14 protein-coding genes are annotated in these 16,315 nt (G+C 71.6%); 10 read left to right on the top strand and 4 right to left on the bottom strand.

The genetic code is table 11. From position 1 onward, the window contains the following. Positions 1-56: 56 nt before the first annotated feature. The 4 genes from ACFWV8_RS07050 to ACFWV8_RS07035 form a co-directional block, all read right to left on the bottom strand. Positions 57-1,022 carry a carbohydrate ABC transporter permease gene (locus ACFWV8_RS07050; RefSeq protein ID WP_384198722.1) on the bottom strand — a complete coding sequence of 322 codons (966 nt, stop codon included), beginning with the start codon at positions 1,020-1,022 and terminating at the stop codon, positions 57-59. Next, on the bottom strand, positions 1,019-2,194 hold the full coding sequence (locus tag ACFWV8_RS07045; RefSeq protein ID WP_384198720.1) for a carbohydrate ABC transporter permease: 1,176 nt from the start codon (positions 2,192-2,194) through the stop codon (positions 1,019-1,021). The genes ACFWV8_RS07050 and ACFWV8_RS07045 overlap by 4 nt, the downstream gene beginning before the upstream one ends. Before the next feature lie 74 nt (positions 2,195-2,268). Next, positions 2,269-3,510: an extracellular solute-binding protein gene (locus tag ACFWV8_RS07040; protein WP_384198718.1), complete on the bottom strand. Its 1,242-nt coding sequence runs from the start codon at positions 3,508-3,510 to the stop codon at positions 2,269-2,271. Positions 3,511-3,616: 106 nt separating this feature from the next. Next, complete coding sequence (locus tag ACFWV8_RS07035) at positions 3,617-4,666, bottom strand: LacI family DNA-binding transcriptional regulator (protein ID WP_384198716.1); 1,050 nt, start codon at positions 4,664-4,666, stop codon at positions 3,617-3,619. Positions 4,667-4,807: 141 nt separating this feature from the next. Here ACFWV8_RS07035 and ACFWV8_RS07030 point away from each other — a divergent pair, with 141 nt between their 5' ends. The 10 genes from ACFWV8_RS07030 (at position 4,808) to ACFWV8_RS06985 (ending at position 16,310) form a co-directional block, all read left to right on the top strand. Then, on the top strand, positions 4,808-6,931 hold the full coding sequence (locus tag ACFWV8_RS07030; protein ID WP_384198714.1) for a glycogen debranching N-terminal domain-containing protein: 2,124 nt from the start codon (positions 4,808-4,810) through the stop codon (positions 6,929-6,931). Between the two features lie 210 nt (positions 6,932-7,141). Next, positions 7,142-8,122: an acetylxylan esterase gene (locus tag ACFWV8_RS07025; protein ID WP_384198712.1), complete on the top strand. Its 981-nt coding sequence runs from the start codon at positions 7,142-7,144 to the stop codon at positions 8,120-8,122. A 101-nt stretch (positions 8,123-8,223) separates the two neighbouring features. Continuing rightward, the gene (locus ACFWV8_RS07020) at positions 8,224-8,964 is read left to right on the top strand and encodes a class I SAM-dependent DNA methyltransferase (RefSeq protein WP_384198861.1); all 741 of its coding nucleotides are present in this window, start codon (positions 8,224-8,226) and stop codon (positions 8,962-8,964) included. Between the two features lie 138 nt (positions 8,965-9,102). Continuing rightward, the gene (locus tag ACFWV8_RS07015) at positions 9,103-10,356 is read left to right on the top strand and encodes a DUF1266 domain-containing protein (protein WP_384198710.1); all 1,254 of its coding nucleotides are present in this window, start codon (positions 9,103-9,105) and stop codon (positions 10,354-10,356) included. A gap of 179 nt (positions 10,357-10,535) precedes the next feature. Continuing rightward, positions 10,536-11,129, top strand: a complete 594-nt coding sequence (locus tag ACFWV8_RS07010; protein ID WP_384198708.1) for a helix-turn-helix domain-containing protein — start codon at positions 10,536-10,538, stop codon at positions 11,127-11,129. Between the two features lie 139 nt (positions 11,130-11,268). Beyond that, positions 11,269-12,486 (top strand): NAD(P)/FAD-dependent oxidoreductase, encoded by a 1,218-nt coding sequence (locus tag ACFWV8_RS07005; RefSeq protein ID WP_384198706.1) that lies wholly within the window; start codon positions 11,269-11,271, stop codon positions 12,484-12,486. Then, positions 12,483-12,815, top strand: a complete 333-nt coding sequence (locus ACFWV8_RS07000; RefSeq protein ID WP_384198705.1) for a (2Fe-2S)-binding protein — start codon at positions 12,483-12,485, stop codon at positions 12,813-12,815. Before ACFWV8_RS07005 ends, ACFWV8_RS07000 begins: the two co-directional genes overlap by 4 nt. A 20-nt stretch (positions 12,816-12,835) precedes the next feature. Next, positions 12,836-14,302, top strand: coding sequence for an NAD(P)/FAD-dependent oxidoreductase (locus ACFWV8_RS06995; protein ID WP_384198703.1), 1,467 nt, complete (start codon positions 12,836-12,838; stop codon positions 14,300-14,302). Further along, positions 14,299-15,309 (top strand): dihydrodipicolinate synthase family protein, encoded by a 1,011-nt coding sequence (locus ACFWV8_RS06990; RefSeq protein WP_384198701.1) that lies wholly within the window; start codon positions 14,299-14,301, stop codon positions 15,307-15,309. Before ACFWV8_RS06995 ends, ACFWV8_RS06990 begins: the two co-directional genes overlap by 4 nt. Continuing rightward, positions 15,309-16,310 carry a proline racemase family protein gene (locus ACFWV8_RS06985; protein ID WP_329378751.1) on the top strand — a complete coding sequence of 334 codons (1,002 nt, stop codon included), beginning with the start codon at positions 15,309-15,311 and terminating at the stop codon, positions 16,308-16,310. The genes ACFWV8_RS06990 and ACFWV8_RS06985 overlap by 1 nt, the downstream gene beginning before the upstream one ends. Positions 16,311-16,315 lie beyond the last annotated feature (5 nt).

Raw genomic sequence — 16,315 nt, 5'->3', positions numbered from 1 at the left:
CCTGTCGTCCGGCCGCAGGCGGTCCGCGAAGTTCGCCCGAGCCGGTGTCCCGGGGCCTACTGCTTGACCGCCCCCGAGTTCGCACTCCGTACGAAGTGCCGCTGGAAGGCGAAGAAGAGCAGCGCCACCGGGATGGTCGCCAGCAGCGCCGCCGTCAGCTTGAGCGGATACTGCGTCCCGCTGCTGAGGCTGCCGGAGACGAAGGACGCGAGGCCGGTCGTCAGCGTCTGGTACTGCGGAGACTGGGTCGCGACCAGGAAGTGCGTGAACTCGTTCCACGATCCCTGGAACGACAGGATCGTCAGGGTGATCAGGGCGGGTTTGGCCATCGGCAGCACCACCGACCAGAAGGTGCGGAAGACACTGGCGCCGTCGATCCGGGCCGCCTCCTCCACCTCCCTGGGGATGGAGAGGAAGAACTGCCGCATGATGAACACCCCGGCCGCGTCCACCAGCAGGGGGACGATCATGCCGGCGTACGTGTCGAAGATGCCCAGCTGGTTGAGGACGAGGAACTTCGGGATCAGCAGCACCACGCCGGGCACCGACATCACCGTCAGCAGCCCGTTGAAGAGCAGGTTGCGCCCGCGGAAGTCGAGCCGGGCCAGCGCGTAGCCGGCCAGGGAGTCGAAGAAGACCCGGCCCGCGGTGATGAACAGGGTGACGAGGACGGAGTTGCCCAGCCAGGTGCTGAACGGCACGGCGTCCCCGGCGTCCCCGAGCCCGAACAGCCGCCGGTAGGACTCCAGCGAGAACGGGTTCGGCAGCAGGGACAGCGGGTTGGCCGCCGCGTCCGGATCGGTCTTGAACGACGTCACGATCTGGATGGCGAACGGCAGCAGATACAGCAGCCCGACCGCCGTGAGCAGCAGATAGAGAACGACGAGCAGGATCCGGCTGCCGGTGCTCCGCGGTGCGCGCGGCCCCGTGGTGGAGCTGCGGCTTGTCCGGGGCGCCCAGGTCCCGGGGTTCTTCGGCGTCGCCCGGCTCATCGGGTCCTGCGTGGTCGGCGGCGTACTCATGAAGCCCTCCGGCGTACGGCCCCGATGCGCCTGCCCGCCCGGACCGGCTTGTCGCGGTCGCGCAGCAGCACACGCTGGATCAGGGTCATCACCATGATGATCGCCAGCAGGATGAAGGCGATGGCCGCGGCGCGGCCGTATTCGGAGTCCTGGAAGCCCGCGGTGTAGGAGAGGAAGGCGGGGGTGAGGGTGGTGTTGCCCGGGGCGCCCTGGCTCATCACGTACACGGCGTCGAAGATCTGCCAGCTGCCGATCAGGCCGAGCGTGACCACGAGGAAGATCACCGGCCGGAGCGCGGGGATGGTGACGTTGCGGAACGACTGCCAGCGGTTGGCGCCGTCCAGCAGGGCGGCCTCCTCCAGCTCGGCGGGCACGTCCTGCAGCGCGGCGAGGAAGATCAGCATGTAGGTGCCGGACGATGTCCATACGATCAGCGCGATGACGGTGCACATCGCGATGGAAGGGCCTGACAGCCAGTCCCACCAGGAGAGTCCGAGGAACCCGTTGGACGCGAGCGCCGCCGCCGGCTTGTCGGGGTCGACGATGCCGAGGCCGCCGAGCACCGTCCACACCAGGCCGTTGGCGTCGGTGAACCACTTCGGTCCGCTGATGCCGACCCACTTCAGCAGCGCGTTGACGGCGCCGCTGCCCTGGAACAGGAAGAGGAAGACGGTGGAGATGGCGATGGAGCTGGTCACCGAGGGGAAGTAGAAGATCGTCCGGAAGAGGCTCTTGCCCTTGACCCGGCGACTGTTGACGGCCACGGCGAGCGCGAGCGCGAGGATCGTCTGGAGCGGTACGGCCAGCAGGACGAAGTAGAGGTTGTTGCGGACCGAGGTCATGAACAGCGTGCGGTCGAGGCCGTCGGTGGTCAGGACGTTGGAGTAGTTGTCGGTCCCGATGAAGTCGGCGGCGCCGGTGAAGGGGTTGGACTGCCCGTCCCAGTTGAGCAGGCTGACCCACAGGGCCATCCCGATGGGCAGCAGCAGGAACAGTCCGAGGACCAGCACCATCGGGCTGACGAAGAGCCAGCCCCACAGGCCTTGCCGGCCTTTGATGCCGGACGCGGACCCGCGGCCGGGACGCCGGCCCTTGGCGCCGGCGCTGCCGCCGCCTCCTGCCGTGGCGGGCGGCGCCGCGACAGAACCGCTGCCGCTGCCGTACTGACTCATGGTCTTTCTCTCTCCTCCTGCACCCGCCGGGACCGTCCGTCCCGGCGGGTGTCGTACACGGTGGGACCGGCCCGTCAGCCGTTGCTCTTCAGGACCTGCTCACCGTTGGTCTGCAGATCGCCGAGGATCTTCTTGGGGTCGGCCTTCGCCAGCCCGGCCAGGTCCGTGTCGAACTGGTCGAGCACCTTGGTGAAGCCGGGCAGAGTGACCGGGCCCTGGGCGTAGGCGGAGCCGTCCACGAACGCCTTGTCCTGCGGGTGCTGCTTCTCGTACGTCGCCAGTGCGCTGGTGCGCGAGGGCATCACGCCGTACGCGTCGGCGAACTCGACCTGCTGCTCGGCGGTGGTGAGGGACTCGACGAGCGAGACGGCGGCTTCGCGGTGGGCGCTCTTGCTGGCGATGCCCCAGCAGGTGCTGAAGGAGAGCGTGCCCTGGCCCGACGGGCCCTCGGGCAGCGGGACGACCTGGTAGTCGACGTCCGGGTAGTCGTTGGTCATGGCGCCGGTCAGCCAGTTGCCCTCGATGGTCATGGCGGCCTTCTGCGCGCCGAACGCCTCGCCGCCCCAGCCCGCGTCGACCTGCTTGGGGTAGGTGAGCACTCCGTCGTCGAGCAGCTTCTTCACATACGTCAGCGCCTCGACGTTCTCGGGGCTGTCGGCCGTGATCTCGGTCTGGTCGGCGTTGGTGATCCAGCCGCCGGCCTGCTTGAGGAAGGGGCCGAGCTGGTTGTACGAGCTGTTGACGACGAGGCCGCTGACCTTGTCGCCGGTGAGCTTCTTCGCGACCTTCGTCAGATCGTCCCAGGTCTTGGGGTGGTCGGCCTCGGTGAGTCCGGCGGCCTTCCACATCTTGGTGTTGATCGCCAGGCCGAGGGTGGAGCTGTCCTTGGGCGCGCAGACGAACTTGTCCTCGTAGCTGAAGGAGTTGCGCAGCGTGGCGGAGAAGTCCTCCTTGTCGCTGAGCTTGTCGCCGTACGCGTACAGGGAGTTGCCCTTGGCGTAGTTGGCGAAGACCGACGAGCCGACGTAGAAGACGTCCGGCGGCTTGCCGCCGGCCAGCGCCTGGCCGAGCTGCTGGTCCAGGTTCTGCGCCGGTACCACGGTGACGGTGTTGCCGGTCTTCTTCGCCCAGGCGGCGGCCGCGGCCTTGACGGCGTTCGTCTCGGCGTCGCCGGAGGAGCCGATCATCACGGTCAGCTTCTGCTTGCCGGAGCTGTCCTGTTCGGCGTCGCCGTCGCTGCCGAAGTCGGACGAACATCCGGCTATGAGGAGCGCGCCGCACACTGCGGCGGCGGTCGCGGCTCTGTTCTTCTTCATCTGCTTCTCTCTCCAGCTGTCACTGTCGGGGACGTGCTGTCGGGGTCTTCGGGGACGGGGGGCGGATCAGAGCGAGGGGGGTGGAGGCGGGGGCGGCGAAAGGGGGTCAGGGCCGGTGCTCGGTCGACGAGCTCTCCCTGACGATCAGTTCGGGTGTCAGCAGCACGCGCTCCGGCGCGGCGGCCGGGTCCTTGATGCGGGCCATGAGGATCCGCGTGCAGGCCCGGCCGACCTCGTCCAGCGGCTGGCGAAGGCTACTGAGACTCGGCGAGAGGAGACGGGCGGCGGGTGAGTCGTCGAAGCCGACCACCGCCACGTCACGCCCCGGGCTGAGCCCGGCGTCCCGCAGCGCGCGGTAGCAGCCGAGCGCCAAGGTGTCGCTCGCCGCCACCACGGCGGTGGCGCGGCCCACGACGCGGGCGACCGCGGTACGGGCGGCGTCCACCTCGTCCACGGACGACACCCGCAGGTCACGGACGGGCAGGTCGTGTCTGCGCATCGCCTCGCGCCAGCCGCCGGCTCGGTCGTCACCGACGCCCGAGCCGCGGGGCCAGCCCAGGAAGGCGATCTTCCGGTGTCCGGCCGCCACGAGCTGGTCGACGGCGGCGGCGGTGCCGTGCGCGCCGTCCACGTCGACCCAGTCGCCGGTGTCCTTCGCCGACCACCGGCCGAACGCGACGAACGGGACCCCTTTCTTGTGCAGCCAGGCCGGCCGCTTGTCGCCGCGGTAGGTGTTGTTGAGGACGAACCCGTCGACCGAGTGCTCCCGCAGCAACTCGTCGTAGCGTTCGGCCTCGTCGTCGGCGCCGAGGAGCGCGGCGAAGAGCAGGATGCGGTACCCGGCCTGGTCCGCCGAGTCCGACAGCGCGTGCAGGAAGTGGTCGGACACGGGCGTCGACAGGCCGGGGGGCGTGGGCTGGACGCCGTATCCGATCAGCCGGCTGGAGCGCGTACGCAGTGAGCGGGCGGCCTGGTGGGGCCGGTAGTCCAGCTCGTCCAGCGCCTCGCGGACCCGTTTCAGGGTGCCGGGCGCGAGGAGTTCGGGCGAGTTCAGCGCGTTGGAGACCGTCTGTGTGGACACTCCGGCCCGCTGGGCCACGAGGGCCAGGGTGACCGGCCCTGACTTGCGCCCGCCTGCCGATGTCGTACGTGCCACCTACGGCCTCCGTTCCACGCACGGCGACCGCTCGAAATGCGGCGCCGCATCTGCAATGGATCGATAAAACTCTTTCCCGTGGCAGGTTGGCAAGGGTTAAGGTGATTTTAGATCGATCCAAATCACGAGAGGCGCCACACAGTGAACACGGTCGTCCAGGGAAACCCCGCCGGTCAGCAGCCCCCCGGGGACGTCGTCGCCGAGGGCCTGCAGCCCTTCCTGCACGACGTCTGCACCACGCTCTACGCGCCCAGCCTGGTGCTGTCCCGGCCGGCCGGCGACATCGCCGGCGGGGCCGACGGGTTCTTCCACGGCGACCGACGGCTGCTCTCCGTACTCTCCGTCCGGGCGGAGGGAGTGCCGGTCCTGTCCGTGAGCAACACCCTGGCCGCCGCGGACAGGACGGCCTTCCGCTCCGTACTGCGCGGTATCGGCGAGCACACCGCCGACCCGGCGGTCACCCTGCACCGCGTGCGCACGGTCGAACCGGGCGTGCTGCGCGAGGAGTTGGAGATCGCGAACGCGGGGGTGCGGGAGATACGGCTGGAGGTCGTCGTCGGCGCCGCCAGCGACCTGGTCAGCATGAACGACGTGAAGTCCGGCCGCCGTTCGGATCCGCTGCCCGCCGGTGTCGATGACGGCGCGCTGGTGTGGCGCGAGGACGGGATCGCTGTCCGGCTGCACGCCTCGTCCGGCTCCCCGCGGATCGACGCGGACGCGGGCGAACTGCGCTTCGAAGTGGCGCTTGCGGCACGTGAGTCGTGGCGTACGACGCTGGAGTGCACCGTCACCGACGACGAACCTCTCCGGTTCCCGGCCGTGGCGCGCGACGCCGTGCCGTGGTCACCGGCCGGGCTGCGCAGCGCCGATCACCGCATGGACCACTTCTTCGCCCGGTCCGTCGGCGATCTGGAGCGGCTGCTGCTGTCCGATCCCGAACACCCGGAGGACCAGTTCCTGGCCGCGGGGTCGCCCTGGTTCCTGACCCTGTTCGGCCGTGACTCGCTGTGGGCGGCGCGCATGCTGCTGCCGCTCGGCAGCGACCTGGCGGCGGGCACCCTCCGCACTCTTGCCCGCCGCCAGGGCACCACCACCGACGCCCGCACCGACGAACAGCCCGGCAAGATCCTGCACGAGGTACGCCGCGAGGGGCAGCGGCTCAACGAGGGCGCGTCCCTGCCGCCGGTCTACTACGGCACGGTCGACGCGACCCCGCTCTGGGTGATCCTGCTGCACGACGCCTGGCGCTGGGGCATGGACCCCGAGCAGGTACGCGATCTGCTGCCGCACGCCGAGGCCGCCCTGGAGTGGCTGGCGACATACGGCGACGCGGACGGCGACGGTCTGCTGGAGTACATCGACGTCTCCGGTCTCGGGCTCGCCAACCAGGGCTGGAAGGACTCCGGCGACTCCATCCGCTGGCGCGACGGCCGGCTCGCCGAGGCCCCGATCTCGCTGTGCGAGGTCCAGGCGTACGGGTACGAGGCGGCGATGGGCGGCGCGGCTCTGCTGCGCGCGTTCGGCCGGCCCGGCGCCGAGCGCTGGGAGGCGTGGGCGGACCGGCTCAAGCGCCGCTTCCGGGAGAGCTTCTGGGTCGAGGACGAGACGGGCCGTTATCCGGCCGTGGCGCTCGACGCCGCCAAACGCCCGGTGGACTCGGTCACTTCGGGCTTCGGGCATCTGCTGGGCACGGGCCTCCTGGACGAGGAGGAGAGCGCGCTGCTGGCGGCGCGGCTGGCCGGGCCCGAGCTGAACTCCGGTTTCGGACTGCGTACGTTGAGTACGGAATCCACCGGTTTCAACCCCTTCGGCTATCACATCGGTTCGATCTGGCCGCACGACACCGCCATCGCCGTGCACGGCCTGGTCCGGGCGGGTTTCCCCGCGGAGGCAGCCTCGCTCGCCGACGGTCTGGTCGCCGCGTCCGCGGCGTTCGACGGCCGGCTGCCCGAACTGTTCGCCGGTCACGGCTCGGCCGCCGACAGCGTGCCCGCCCCGTATCCGGCGTCGTGCCGACCGCAGGCCTGGTCGGCGGCGTCCGCCGTCGCGCTGCTCACGGCCGCGCTCGGTCTTGAGGCCGATGTACCGGCGGGCACGCTGCGTGTCTCGCCGGGGGCCGCCGATGGCATCGGGCCGCTGCGTCTGACCGGTCTGCGGGTGGGGGGCGCGCCCCTGGCCGTAGAGGTCGACACGACGGGCCGGGTCCGGGTGGAGGCCCCGGACACCCTGATGGTGCACGGTGCCTGGGCCGCGTCTTCGAAGTAGCGCCGTCCGCCTGCAAGGCGGGGCCCGCGGCATCTGGTGCGGTGCATCGCAAGGCGGAGGATCGTGCTCGTACTGGACGTACTCGCACGACTCCGACAACGCGGCGAGGTGCCGTGCCAGACGCCACGGGCCAGGCGGGACTTCGAAGACACGGCCCAGCGCGTCTGAGCCCGGACTCCCCTCGTTTCGCCGACAGAAGGACCCGCCGCCATGCCGCTGATGGACCTGCCCCTGGAGGAGCTGCGCGGCTACCTCCCCGATCGGGACGAGCCGTCGGACTTCCACGCCTTCTGGGCCGGCACGCTCGCGGAGGCGCGGAGCCACGACCGCCCGCCCGTCTTCACGCCGTACGACGCCTGTCTGACCGAGGTGGACGTGTACGACGTCAGCTTCCCGGGCTTCGGCGGGGACCCGGTGGCCGGCTGGCTGCTGGTGCCGGCCTCGGCCACCGGACCGCTGCCGTGCCTGGTGGGCTTCCTCGGGTACGGCGGCGGGCGCGGCTTCCCGTACGAGTGGCTGACCTGGCCGTCCGCCGGATACGCGCACCTGCTGATGGACACGCGCGGCCAGGGCGGTTCGCTCCAGCCGGGCGCGACGGGCGACCCGCACGGCAGCGGCGGCGCGTCGTCGCCGGGGATGGTCACGCGGGGCATCGAGAACCCGGCGGACTACTACTACCGCCGGGTGTTCACCGACGCGGTCCGGGCCGTGGACGCCGCCCGCGCGCATCCGTCGGTCGACCCGGCACGGATCGTCGTCGCGGGCGGCAGCCAGGGCGGCGGCATCGCCCTGGCCGCGGCGGCGCTGACCGACGGTGTGAGCGCGGCCCTGGTCAACCAGCCGTCGCTGTGCCACTACCGGCGCGCGCTCCAGGTGGTGGAGGGCAACGCGTACCGGGAGATCTGGACGTATCTGCGCACCCACCGGGAGTCGGCCGAGCGGGTGTTCAGGACGCTGTCCTACTTCGACGGGGTCAACTTCGCGGCGCGCGCGAGCGCCCCCGCGCTGTTCTCGGCGGCTCTGATGGATGACATCTGCCCACCGTCGACGGTGTTCGCGGCCCACAACCACTGGTCGGGCCCCAAGGACATCCGCGTCTGGCCGTGGAACCGCCACGAGGGCGGCGGCCACTTCCAGGACCTGGAGCAACTGCGCTTCCTGCGCGCGCTGCCGGGGCTCGGCGGGAGCTGAGGGACGCCCGCGCCGCAGGCCGGCGCGACGGGCCCGCGCCACGCGGAAAATCGCGGGCGCCCCGGACGCTCTCTGCCCTACGGTCTGACTCCATGGACTCCATGGCTGACGAGGACGGTTACTTCGGCGAGCGCGTGGCGGCCACGTACGACGATCCGTCGGCGGTGGAGTTCCGTCCGGACACCCTCAACCCGATGGCCGATCTGCTGGCGGATCTCGCCGATGGCGGCCGGGCGCTCGAACTCGGCATCGGTACGGGCCGGGTCGCGCTGCCCCTCGCGGAGCGTGGGGTCCCGGTGCACGGCATCGATCTGTCGCGGGCCATGGTCGCCCGCATGCGTGAGAAGCCCGGCGGCGACACCATCGGTGTGACCATCGGGGACTTCGCCACCACGAGGGTGGACGGGACGTTCTCCGTCGCGTATCTCGTCTTCAACACGATCATGAATCTCACCACGCAGGCGGCCCAGGTGGCCTGCTTCCGCAACGTCGCGGACCATCTCGCGCCCGGTGGCCGCTTCCTCATCGAGACCATGGTGCCCGAGCTGCGCAAGCTCCCGGCTGGGCAGGACGTCGTGCCGTTCCATGTGAGCCCCACACGCTGGTCGTTCGACATCTACGACGTCGCGACGCAGGAGATGAGCTCCAACTACGTGGAGGTCGTCGACGGTCGTGGCTCGTACTGGTCGGTCCCGTTCCGCTACGTCTGGCCTGCGGAACTCGATCTGATGGCCCAGCTCGCCGGGATGCGCCTGCGCGACCGCTGGGAGGGCTGGCGGGGCGAGCCGTTCACCGGCGAGAGCGCCCGGCACGTCTCGGTCTGGGAGAAGCCCGCCGGCTGACCGGACCGCATCGCCATCTCCCCTTCTTCCAGGCGCAGTTGACCGCATGGCCACCGTACGGGAGCGCCCGCCGTCACCGGTAACGTGTTCATGATCTTGTGGCCCGAGCGAGGCCGCGATCGTTACGGGGAGACAGCTGTGCCGACGGCGGCCGAGGACGAGATCCACGACGAATTCTTTCCCTTCGTCCCCGCTCCGGAGGACGGCAGCCGCTGGTCGGCGCCCGCCGATCTGGAGCAGCATCTTCACAGGCTGGCCAGGACCGACAACGCTTACGCGTATCTGCGGGCCCTGGCCATCGAGGGTGTGTACTACCCGGTCGCCACCGACGAGGCGCGGGAGGCCGGCGAGGGCACGTTCCCGATGCTGACCATGGAGATCCCCGACGGCCGCACGGTGGCGCAGGTCTACACGGCGGGCCTGCTGCCCCGCCCGCATCCCCATCTGGTGTACGAATACGCGACGTTGGGCGCGCTCGCGGGGATACTCCCCGCCGGCGTGGACATCCTCGCGGTCAACGTGGCCACGCCCTGCGAGCGGTACTTCCCCACCGACGACGACGAGCGGGAGGTCTGGCTCGACCTGCACCACGAGCTCTTCTCCTCCGACGAGTTGATGGACCGTGTGGTGACGCGGCGCTCCGGTGTCCTGCCGACGGGACCCCTGCTGCACGGACTGGCCTGCGGCGCGCATCTGTGCTTCACCAACGGGGACGCGTGGAACACCACGTACTGGCACGGCATGGGCTACCGGGGCGAGCGGGAGCGCGTCGCCGACTCGTGGGGGGTGGGTGACCGCGAGGACTGGCTGGCCATCGAGGAGCGGCTGCTCGACCGCGAAGTCAGCCCGTGGTACTGGGACTTCGTGCTCGGAGCGCGTACGGCACTGATCGCCGCAGAGGGCAGCCGGGTCGATGCCGAGCGATGGCGCGCGTGCGTGGAGGACACACTGCGCGACCAGGCGGCACGGACCGGAACCGCCACGGACGACGGCGAGTTCGAGGAGTTCGTGGCCCATCTGCGCGCGCTGGTGGGCAAGTTGCTGCGCTACGAGTCCCGCTTCCGCGCCGACGGGCTGCTGCCGCCGGACGGTGTCGTACGGTCGGTCGCCGCGTGGGACATCGGCCGTGCCTCGAAGATGGCCCGCTGGGGACTGGGCGCCCGCTACGCCACCGAGTCGGAGACGCTCGACTGCCTGACCCGCGCGTCCCAGGCGGCGCGGGCGGCGTACGGCTCGTGGGAGGAGTTCTCCGCCGGGTATGTGCTGGGGCGGTGTCTGCACTTCGACGAGGAGGAGTTCGGCCCCTGGTACACGACCGTCCTCGACGCCCACCGGGCTCTGGTGACGACGCCGGACAGCCCGTGGCGGACTGTGGCCTTCGGCACGGGCTGAGGACGGCCGGGTGTTGAGGGCCGGGGACCGGGGACCGGGGACCGGGACGGGTCGGCCGGTGTCGATACGATGCCCGTTCCCGACGGTGGCGCACAGCGCTTCGTTCGTGATATCGAACAACATAGCGTCGCACACCGCCCACTGAAGCGAACAGACCTGACGGTCGAAGGAGACCCCCGATGTCCCCCAGCAGTCCGGTCCGCAGCGCTCTGGCCGCCAATCTCCGCCGGGAGAGGGGCCGTCGGGGCCTGTCGCTCTCCGAGCTGTCCCGGCTCTCCAAGATCGGCAAGGCGACCCTGTCGCAGTTGGAGTCGGCCACCGGGAACCCGACGATCGAGACGGTCTTCAGCCTCTCCCGCGCACTGGAGGTGCCCATCTCCGATCTGCTGGACACCGGGCACGCGGAGGCGGTGACCGTGGTGCGGGCCGCCGATGTGGACGTCCTGAGCGGGGAGGGCGTGGACCTGCGTCCGCTGCGCCGGATCGAGGCGGGCGGAGTCATCATGGAGGTCTACGACCAGCAGGTACGCGCAGGCGCCCAGCAGCCGTCGCTCGGCCACGCGGGCACCGAGCACACCGTGGTGCAGAGCGGCACGCTGAGCGTCGAGGTGGACGGCCACCAGGTGGAGGTGGGGCCCGGCGACTACGTGTCCTTCGACGCCTCGCTGCCGCACCGCTACGCGGCGAACGAGGGGCCGGTCCGTTCGGTGCTGCTGCTGCACTACCGGTCGGACGGCAGCACCAGGCACGAGGGGCCGAGCATGCCCCACTGAGGGCGCCAAGGGCACGCGCGGACACGCACGGGCGGGCCCGTCGGCACGGGTACGCGACTTCGGCCCTCGGATGCCGTTGACACCTCAGGTACGTCGCCATAACCTCAGCTTCGTTCGTTATGCAGAACGCGGAGGTCTGGTGGACCGAACACGAGTCGTCATCATCGGCGCCGGGATCATCGGTGCCGCGTGCGCCCGCGAGCTCGCGGTCGCCGGCTTCGACGTTCTCGTGCTGGACCGCGCCGGGGCCGCCGCCGCGACCACCTCGCACGGCGAGGGAAACATCCTGGTCTCCGACAAGGGCCCCGGTCCTGAGCTCCAACTCGCGCAGCTTTCACGGCGGTTGTGGCCCGAGGTGCTGGCCGCCATCGCCGGGCGGACCTCCCCGGACGAGGCCGACCCGGTCGAGTGGGACCCCAAGGGCGGCATCGTGGTGGCCACCACCGCCGAGGGCGCCGAGGCACTGCTGCCGTTCGCCGCGGCCCAGCGCACCGCCGGGGTACGGGCCGAGAGCATGGACTCCGACGCCCTGACCTCGGCCGAACCGTTCCTCACCGAACGGCGCACGGCCGCCGTGTACTACCCCGAAGACGCGCAGGTCCAGCCGGCGGGCGCGGCCACCGCCCTGCTCGCCGACGCGCTGCGGGCCGGGGCCCGGCTGCGTACCGGCCAGGAGGTGCTCGGCGCAGTGACGCACGGCGGCCGGCTCACGGCGGTGCGCACGGTGGACGGACCGGTCGGGGCCGATGTGTTCGTGAACGCCGCCGGGCCCTGGTCGGGCGAGGTCGCCCGGCGGCTCGGGGTGCCGCTGGACATCCGCCCGCGCCGCGGTGAGGTCCTGGTGACCACTCCCCTGCCGCCGACCGTCTTCCACAAGGTGTACGACGCCGACTACGTGGGCGCGGTGGGCAGTGGCGCGGGCGATCTCCAGACGTCCGCCGTGGTGGAGTCCACCCGGGCGGGCAGCGTCCTGCTCGGCTCGTCCAGGCGGCGCGTCGGCTTCGACGAACGGATGCGCCCCGAGGTGCTGTCGGCGATAGCGGGCAAGGCGCTCAAGCTCTTCCCTTCGCTGGCGGGCGTGCATGTGATGCGGGCGTACGGGGGCTTCCGCCCGTACGTCCCCGATCATCTGCCGGTCATCGGCGCCGACCCGCGGCTGCCAGGGCTCTGGCACGCGACCGGGCACGAAGGGGCGGGGATCGGGCTGTCCGTCGGCACCGCGCGGCTCGTACGCGAACTGCTGACGGACACGGCGCCGGCGATCGACGCGAGCCCGTTCCGGGTCGACCGGCCGGCCGTGCTCGGCGAGGCGCCGACCGCCACCCACACTCCTACGCCCACCGAGGAGGGATCATGAGCCCACGTCTCGTACCCGTCGGGTCCGACCCGGCCGGCCGCCGGGACCGCCCGCTCACCATCACGGTGGACGGTGAACCGCTCACCGGCGTGGCGGGCCAGACCCTCGCCGGGGTGCTGCTCGCCGCCGGCCGCCCGGCCTGGCGCCGGGCCCCGTCGGGAGCGCCGCGCGGTGTCTTCTGCGGCATCGGTGTCTGCTTCGACTGTCTGGTGACGGTGAACGACGAGCGCGACGTACGGGCCTGCCGCCGCCGCGCCCGCGACGGTGACGCGGTGACCACGCAGTCACGGGCCACCGGCGACGAGCAGGACGGGCGGCCGGCGCGGTGACGGGCCGTCATGTCGTTGTGGTGGGAGCCGGACCCGCCGGTCTCGCCGCCGCCGACGCCGCACTGGCGGCGGGCGCGGAAGTGACGCTGATCGACTCGGCCGAGCGGCCCGGCGGCCAGTACCACCGCATGCTGCCCGAGGCGTACGAGGCCACCGACCCCGGAGCCCTTCAGCACGGCTACCGCTCCTTCGACCGGCGCAGCCGCCGGGTGCTCGGGCATCCGCGCTGTTCCTGGTGGGCGGAGAGTTCCGTGTGGGCGCTGGAGCGCCGGGACGCCGAAGCGGACGGGCCGCCGCTGGTGCATGTCCTGCGCGGTACACACCGGCGGCGCCATGTGCTGGAGCCCGACGCCCTGGTGCTCGCCGTGGGCGCCCATGACCGGGTGCTGCCCTTCCCCGGCTGGGACCTGCCCGGTGTCTACACGGCGGGCGCGGCCCAGGCGCTGGCCAAGGGAGAGCGCCTGGTCGTCGGCGACCGGGTGGTGGTCGCCGGTACGGGGCCGTTCCTGCTGCCGGTGGCGACATCACTGCTGGATGCCGGATCGCGGGTGCTCGCGGTGCTCGAAGCGGGCCGGCCGGGGTCCGTCGCGCGCGGCTGGCTGCGCCGCCCGTGGGAACTCACGTCGCAACTCGGCAAGTCCGGCGAACTCCTCTCGTACTCGGCGGCGTTGGGGCGTCACCGGGTCTCGTACCGGATGGGCACCGCGGTCGTCGAGGCCCGGGGGGACGGCCGGGTGGAGGAGATCGTCAGCGCCCGGGTCCGGGCCGACTGGTCGGTGGTGCCCGGCACCGAACGTGTCATCACCGTGGACGCGCTGTGCGTCGGTCACGGGTTCACCCCGCAGCTGGAACTGCCGGTCGCGGCCGGGTGCGAGCTGCGCCGGGGGCCGGCCGGATCAGCCGCCGGACCACCCGCCGACCCGTTCGTCGCGGTGGACGACGACCAGCGTACGAGTCGGCCCGGCGTGTACGCGGCGGGCGAGATCACCGGTGTCGCCGGTGCCCCCGCAGCGCGCGCCGAAGGCGGTGTGGCCGGCTGGATCGCGGCGGGCGGCGACCCGGGCTCGCGCGCCCTGGCCACCCTGCGCAGGAACCGCGACCAGGGCAGGGCGTTCGCCGCCCGGCTCGCGCTCGCGCACCCCGTCGGCCGTGCCTGGCCCGGCTGGCTGCGTCCCGACACCGTGATCTGCCGCTGCGAGGAGACGACGTACGCGGCGGTGCGCCGGTCGGCCGACGATCCCACCAGTACCGAGCCCCGGGTGGCGAAGCTGGCGACGCGGGCCGGGCTGGGACCGTGCCAGGCCCGTGTCTGCGGCCCGACCGTCGCCGAACTGCGCCGTAGTACCGACACGGGCCCCGGCCCGCACCACCGGCCTGTCGCCGAGCCGATCAGGCTCGGCGAACTGGCCCGCCCGCCGGAGCCACCGCCGGGCCCGGCCACTCCGTCCACGCACCCCGACTCCCCCACGGAAGAGAGCACTTCATGAGCACCGCCACGAACGAGCCGAAGCAGCCGAACCGGCCCAACCCGCTGACCGGGGTCGTCGTCGCGACCGCGCTGCCGTACCGGCAGGACGCCGCGGCCCCCGCCGGCCTGGCCGTCGACTACGACGCGTACGCCGACCACTGCCGCTGGCTCGTCGACAACGGCTGCGACGGGGTCGGCCCCAACGGATCGCTGGGCGAGTACTCGTCGCTGACCGACGAGGAGCGCCGCACCGTCGCCCGTACGGCCATCGAGGCGGTACGCGGACGCGGCAAGGTCATCGTGGGTGTGCACGGCCCCGGTTCGCACCAGGCCGTGCGATGGGCGGAGTACGCGGCGGAGGACGGCGCCGACGGGGTGCTCTGCCTGCCGCCGACGATGTACCGGGCCAACCCGGGTGAGGTCGTGGCGCACTTCGAGGCCGTGGCCGCCGTCGGACTGCCGGTCATGGTCTACAACAACCCCGTGGACACGAAGGTCGACCTGACGCCCGAACTGCTCGGGGAGATCGCCCAGATCGAGAACGTGCTCGCCGTGAAGGAATTCTCCGGCGATGTGCGCCGCGTTCTGGAGATCAAGGAGAAGGCGCCGAGTCTCGACGTGATCAGCGGCGCCGACGACGTGGCGCTGGAGAGCATGCTGATGGGCGCCACCGGCTGGTTCGCCGGCTTCCCCAACGTCTTCCCCGCCGAGTCCGCGCGGCTGTTCCGGCTCGCCACGACGGGCAGGCTGGCGGAGGCCCGCGCCCTCTACGAGCCGCTGGTCGCGGCGTTCCGGTGGGACTCCCGTACCGAGTTCGTCCAGGCGATCAAGCTCGGTATGGAGATGGTCGGCCGTTACGGCGGCCCTTGCCGCCCGCCGCGCGGCCCGCTGATCCCCGAGCACCGGGAGCTGGTCACCGCCGAGATGCGGCAGGCGATCGACTTCCTCGCCACGGAGACGACGGAGACCACGGAGGCCGCCGAAGCCACGGTGGCCGTCGCGGACAGCACGCGGCAGGCGGTCTGATGCGCAGCGTGCGCACGATCAGCGCGGTCGACTCCCACACGGAGGGCATGCCGACCCGTGTGGTGACCGGCGGCGTGGCGCCCGTCCCCGGCGACACGATGGCCGAGCGCCGCCGCCACGCCATCGAGCATCTGGACCCGCTGCGCCGCTTCCTGGTCGACGAGCCTCGCGGGCATCCCGCGATGAGCGGCGCGATCCTCCAGCCGCCGACCCGCCCGGACGCGGACTGGGGTGTCCTCTACATCGAGGTCAGCGGCTTCCTGCCGATGTGCGGGCACGGGACGATCGGGGTGGCGACCGTCCTGGTGGAGACCGGGATGGTGACGGTCACCGAGCCCGAGACCCTCGTACGTCTCGACACCCCGGCCGGGCTCGTGGAGGCCCGTGTGACGGTGCGCGACGGCGTCGCCGAGAAGGTCACGCTGCGCAACGTGGACGCCTTCGCGCTGGAGCTCGACGCGAAGGTGACGGTGCCGGGGCTCGGCGAGGTCCGGTACGACATGGCGTACGGGGGCAACTTCTACGCCGTGGTGGACCTGGAGTCCCTCGGGCTGCCCTTCGATCGGGCGCGCAAGGACGACATCCTGGCGGCGGGGCTGGCGATCTCGGACGCCGTCAACGCGCACAATCCGCCGGTGCACCCGGCGGACCCGATGATCCGGGGCTGCAAGCATGTGCAGTTCCTGGCGCCCGGCTCGGACGCGCGGCACTCCCGTAACGCCATGGCCATCCAGCCCGGCTGGTTCGACCGGTCCCCCTGCGGCACGGGGACCTGTGCCCGGATGGCGCAGCTCCACGCGCGGGGAGAGCTGGCGCTGGACACGGAGTTCATCAACGAGTCCTTCATCGGGACCCGCTTCACGGGTCGGCTGGTGGGGACGAGCGAGGTGGCGGGAGTACCGGCGGTGGTGCCGGAGTTCTCGGGCCGCGCGTGGATCACCGGCACGGCCAACTACCTGCTGGATCCGGCGGATCCGTTCCCGAACGGGTTCGTTCTCTGAGGAGA

It is taken from the genome of Streptomyces sp. NPDC058665, assembly GCF_042714995.1.
Taxonomy (GTDB): Bacteria; Actinomycetota; Actinomycetes; order Streptomycetales; family Streptomycetaceae; genus Streptomyces.
This window is presented reverse-complemented; position numbering and strand designations above follow the sequence as displayed.

Excerpts from the sequence above, each read along its gene's own strand:
- ACFWV8_RS07050 (WP_384198722.1), bottom strand. The coding sequence starts at position 1,022 with ATGAGTACGCCGCCGACCACGCAGGACCCGATGAGCCGGGCGACGCCG.
- ACFWV8_RS07045 (WP_384198720.1), bottom strand. The coding sequence starts at position 2,194 with ATGAGTCAGTACGGCAGCGGCAGCGGTTCTGTCGCGGCGCCGCCCGCC.
- ACFWV8_RS07040 (WP_384198718.1), bottom strand. The coding sequence starts at position 3,510 with ATGAAGAAGAACAGAGCCGCGACCGCCGCCGCAGTGTGCGGCGCGCTC.
- ACFWV8_RS07025 (WP_384198712.1), top strand. The coding sequence starts at position 7,142 with ATGCCGCTGATGGACCTGCCCCTGGAGGAGCTGCGCGGCTACCTCCCC.
- ACFWV8_RS07020 (WP_384198861.1), top strand. The coding sequence starts at position 8,224 with ATGGCTGACGAGGACGGTTACTTCGGCGAGCGCGTGGCGGCCACGTAC.
- ACFWV8_RS07010 (WP_384198708.1), top strand. The coding sequence starts at position 10,536 with ATGTCCCCCAGCAGTCCGGTCCGCAGCGCTCTGGCCGCCAATCTCCGC.
- ACFWV8_RS07000 (WP_384198705.1), top strand. The coding sequence starts at position 12,483 with ATGAGCCCACGTCTCGTACCCGTCGGGTCCGACCCGGCCGGCCGCCGG.
- ACFWV8_RS06990 (WP_384198701.1), top strand. The coding sequence starts at position 14,299 with ATGAGCACCGCCACGAACGAGCCGAAGCAGCCGAACCGGCCCAACCCG.
- ACFWV8_RS06985 (WP_329378751.1), top strand. The coding sequence starts at position 15,309 with ATGCGCAGCGTGCGCACGATCAGCGCGGTCGACTCCCACACGGAGGGC.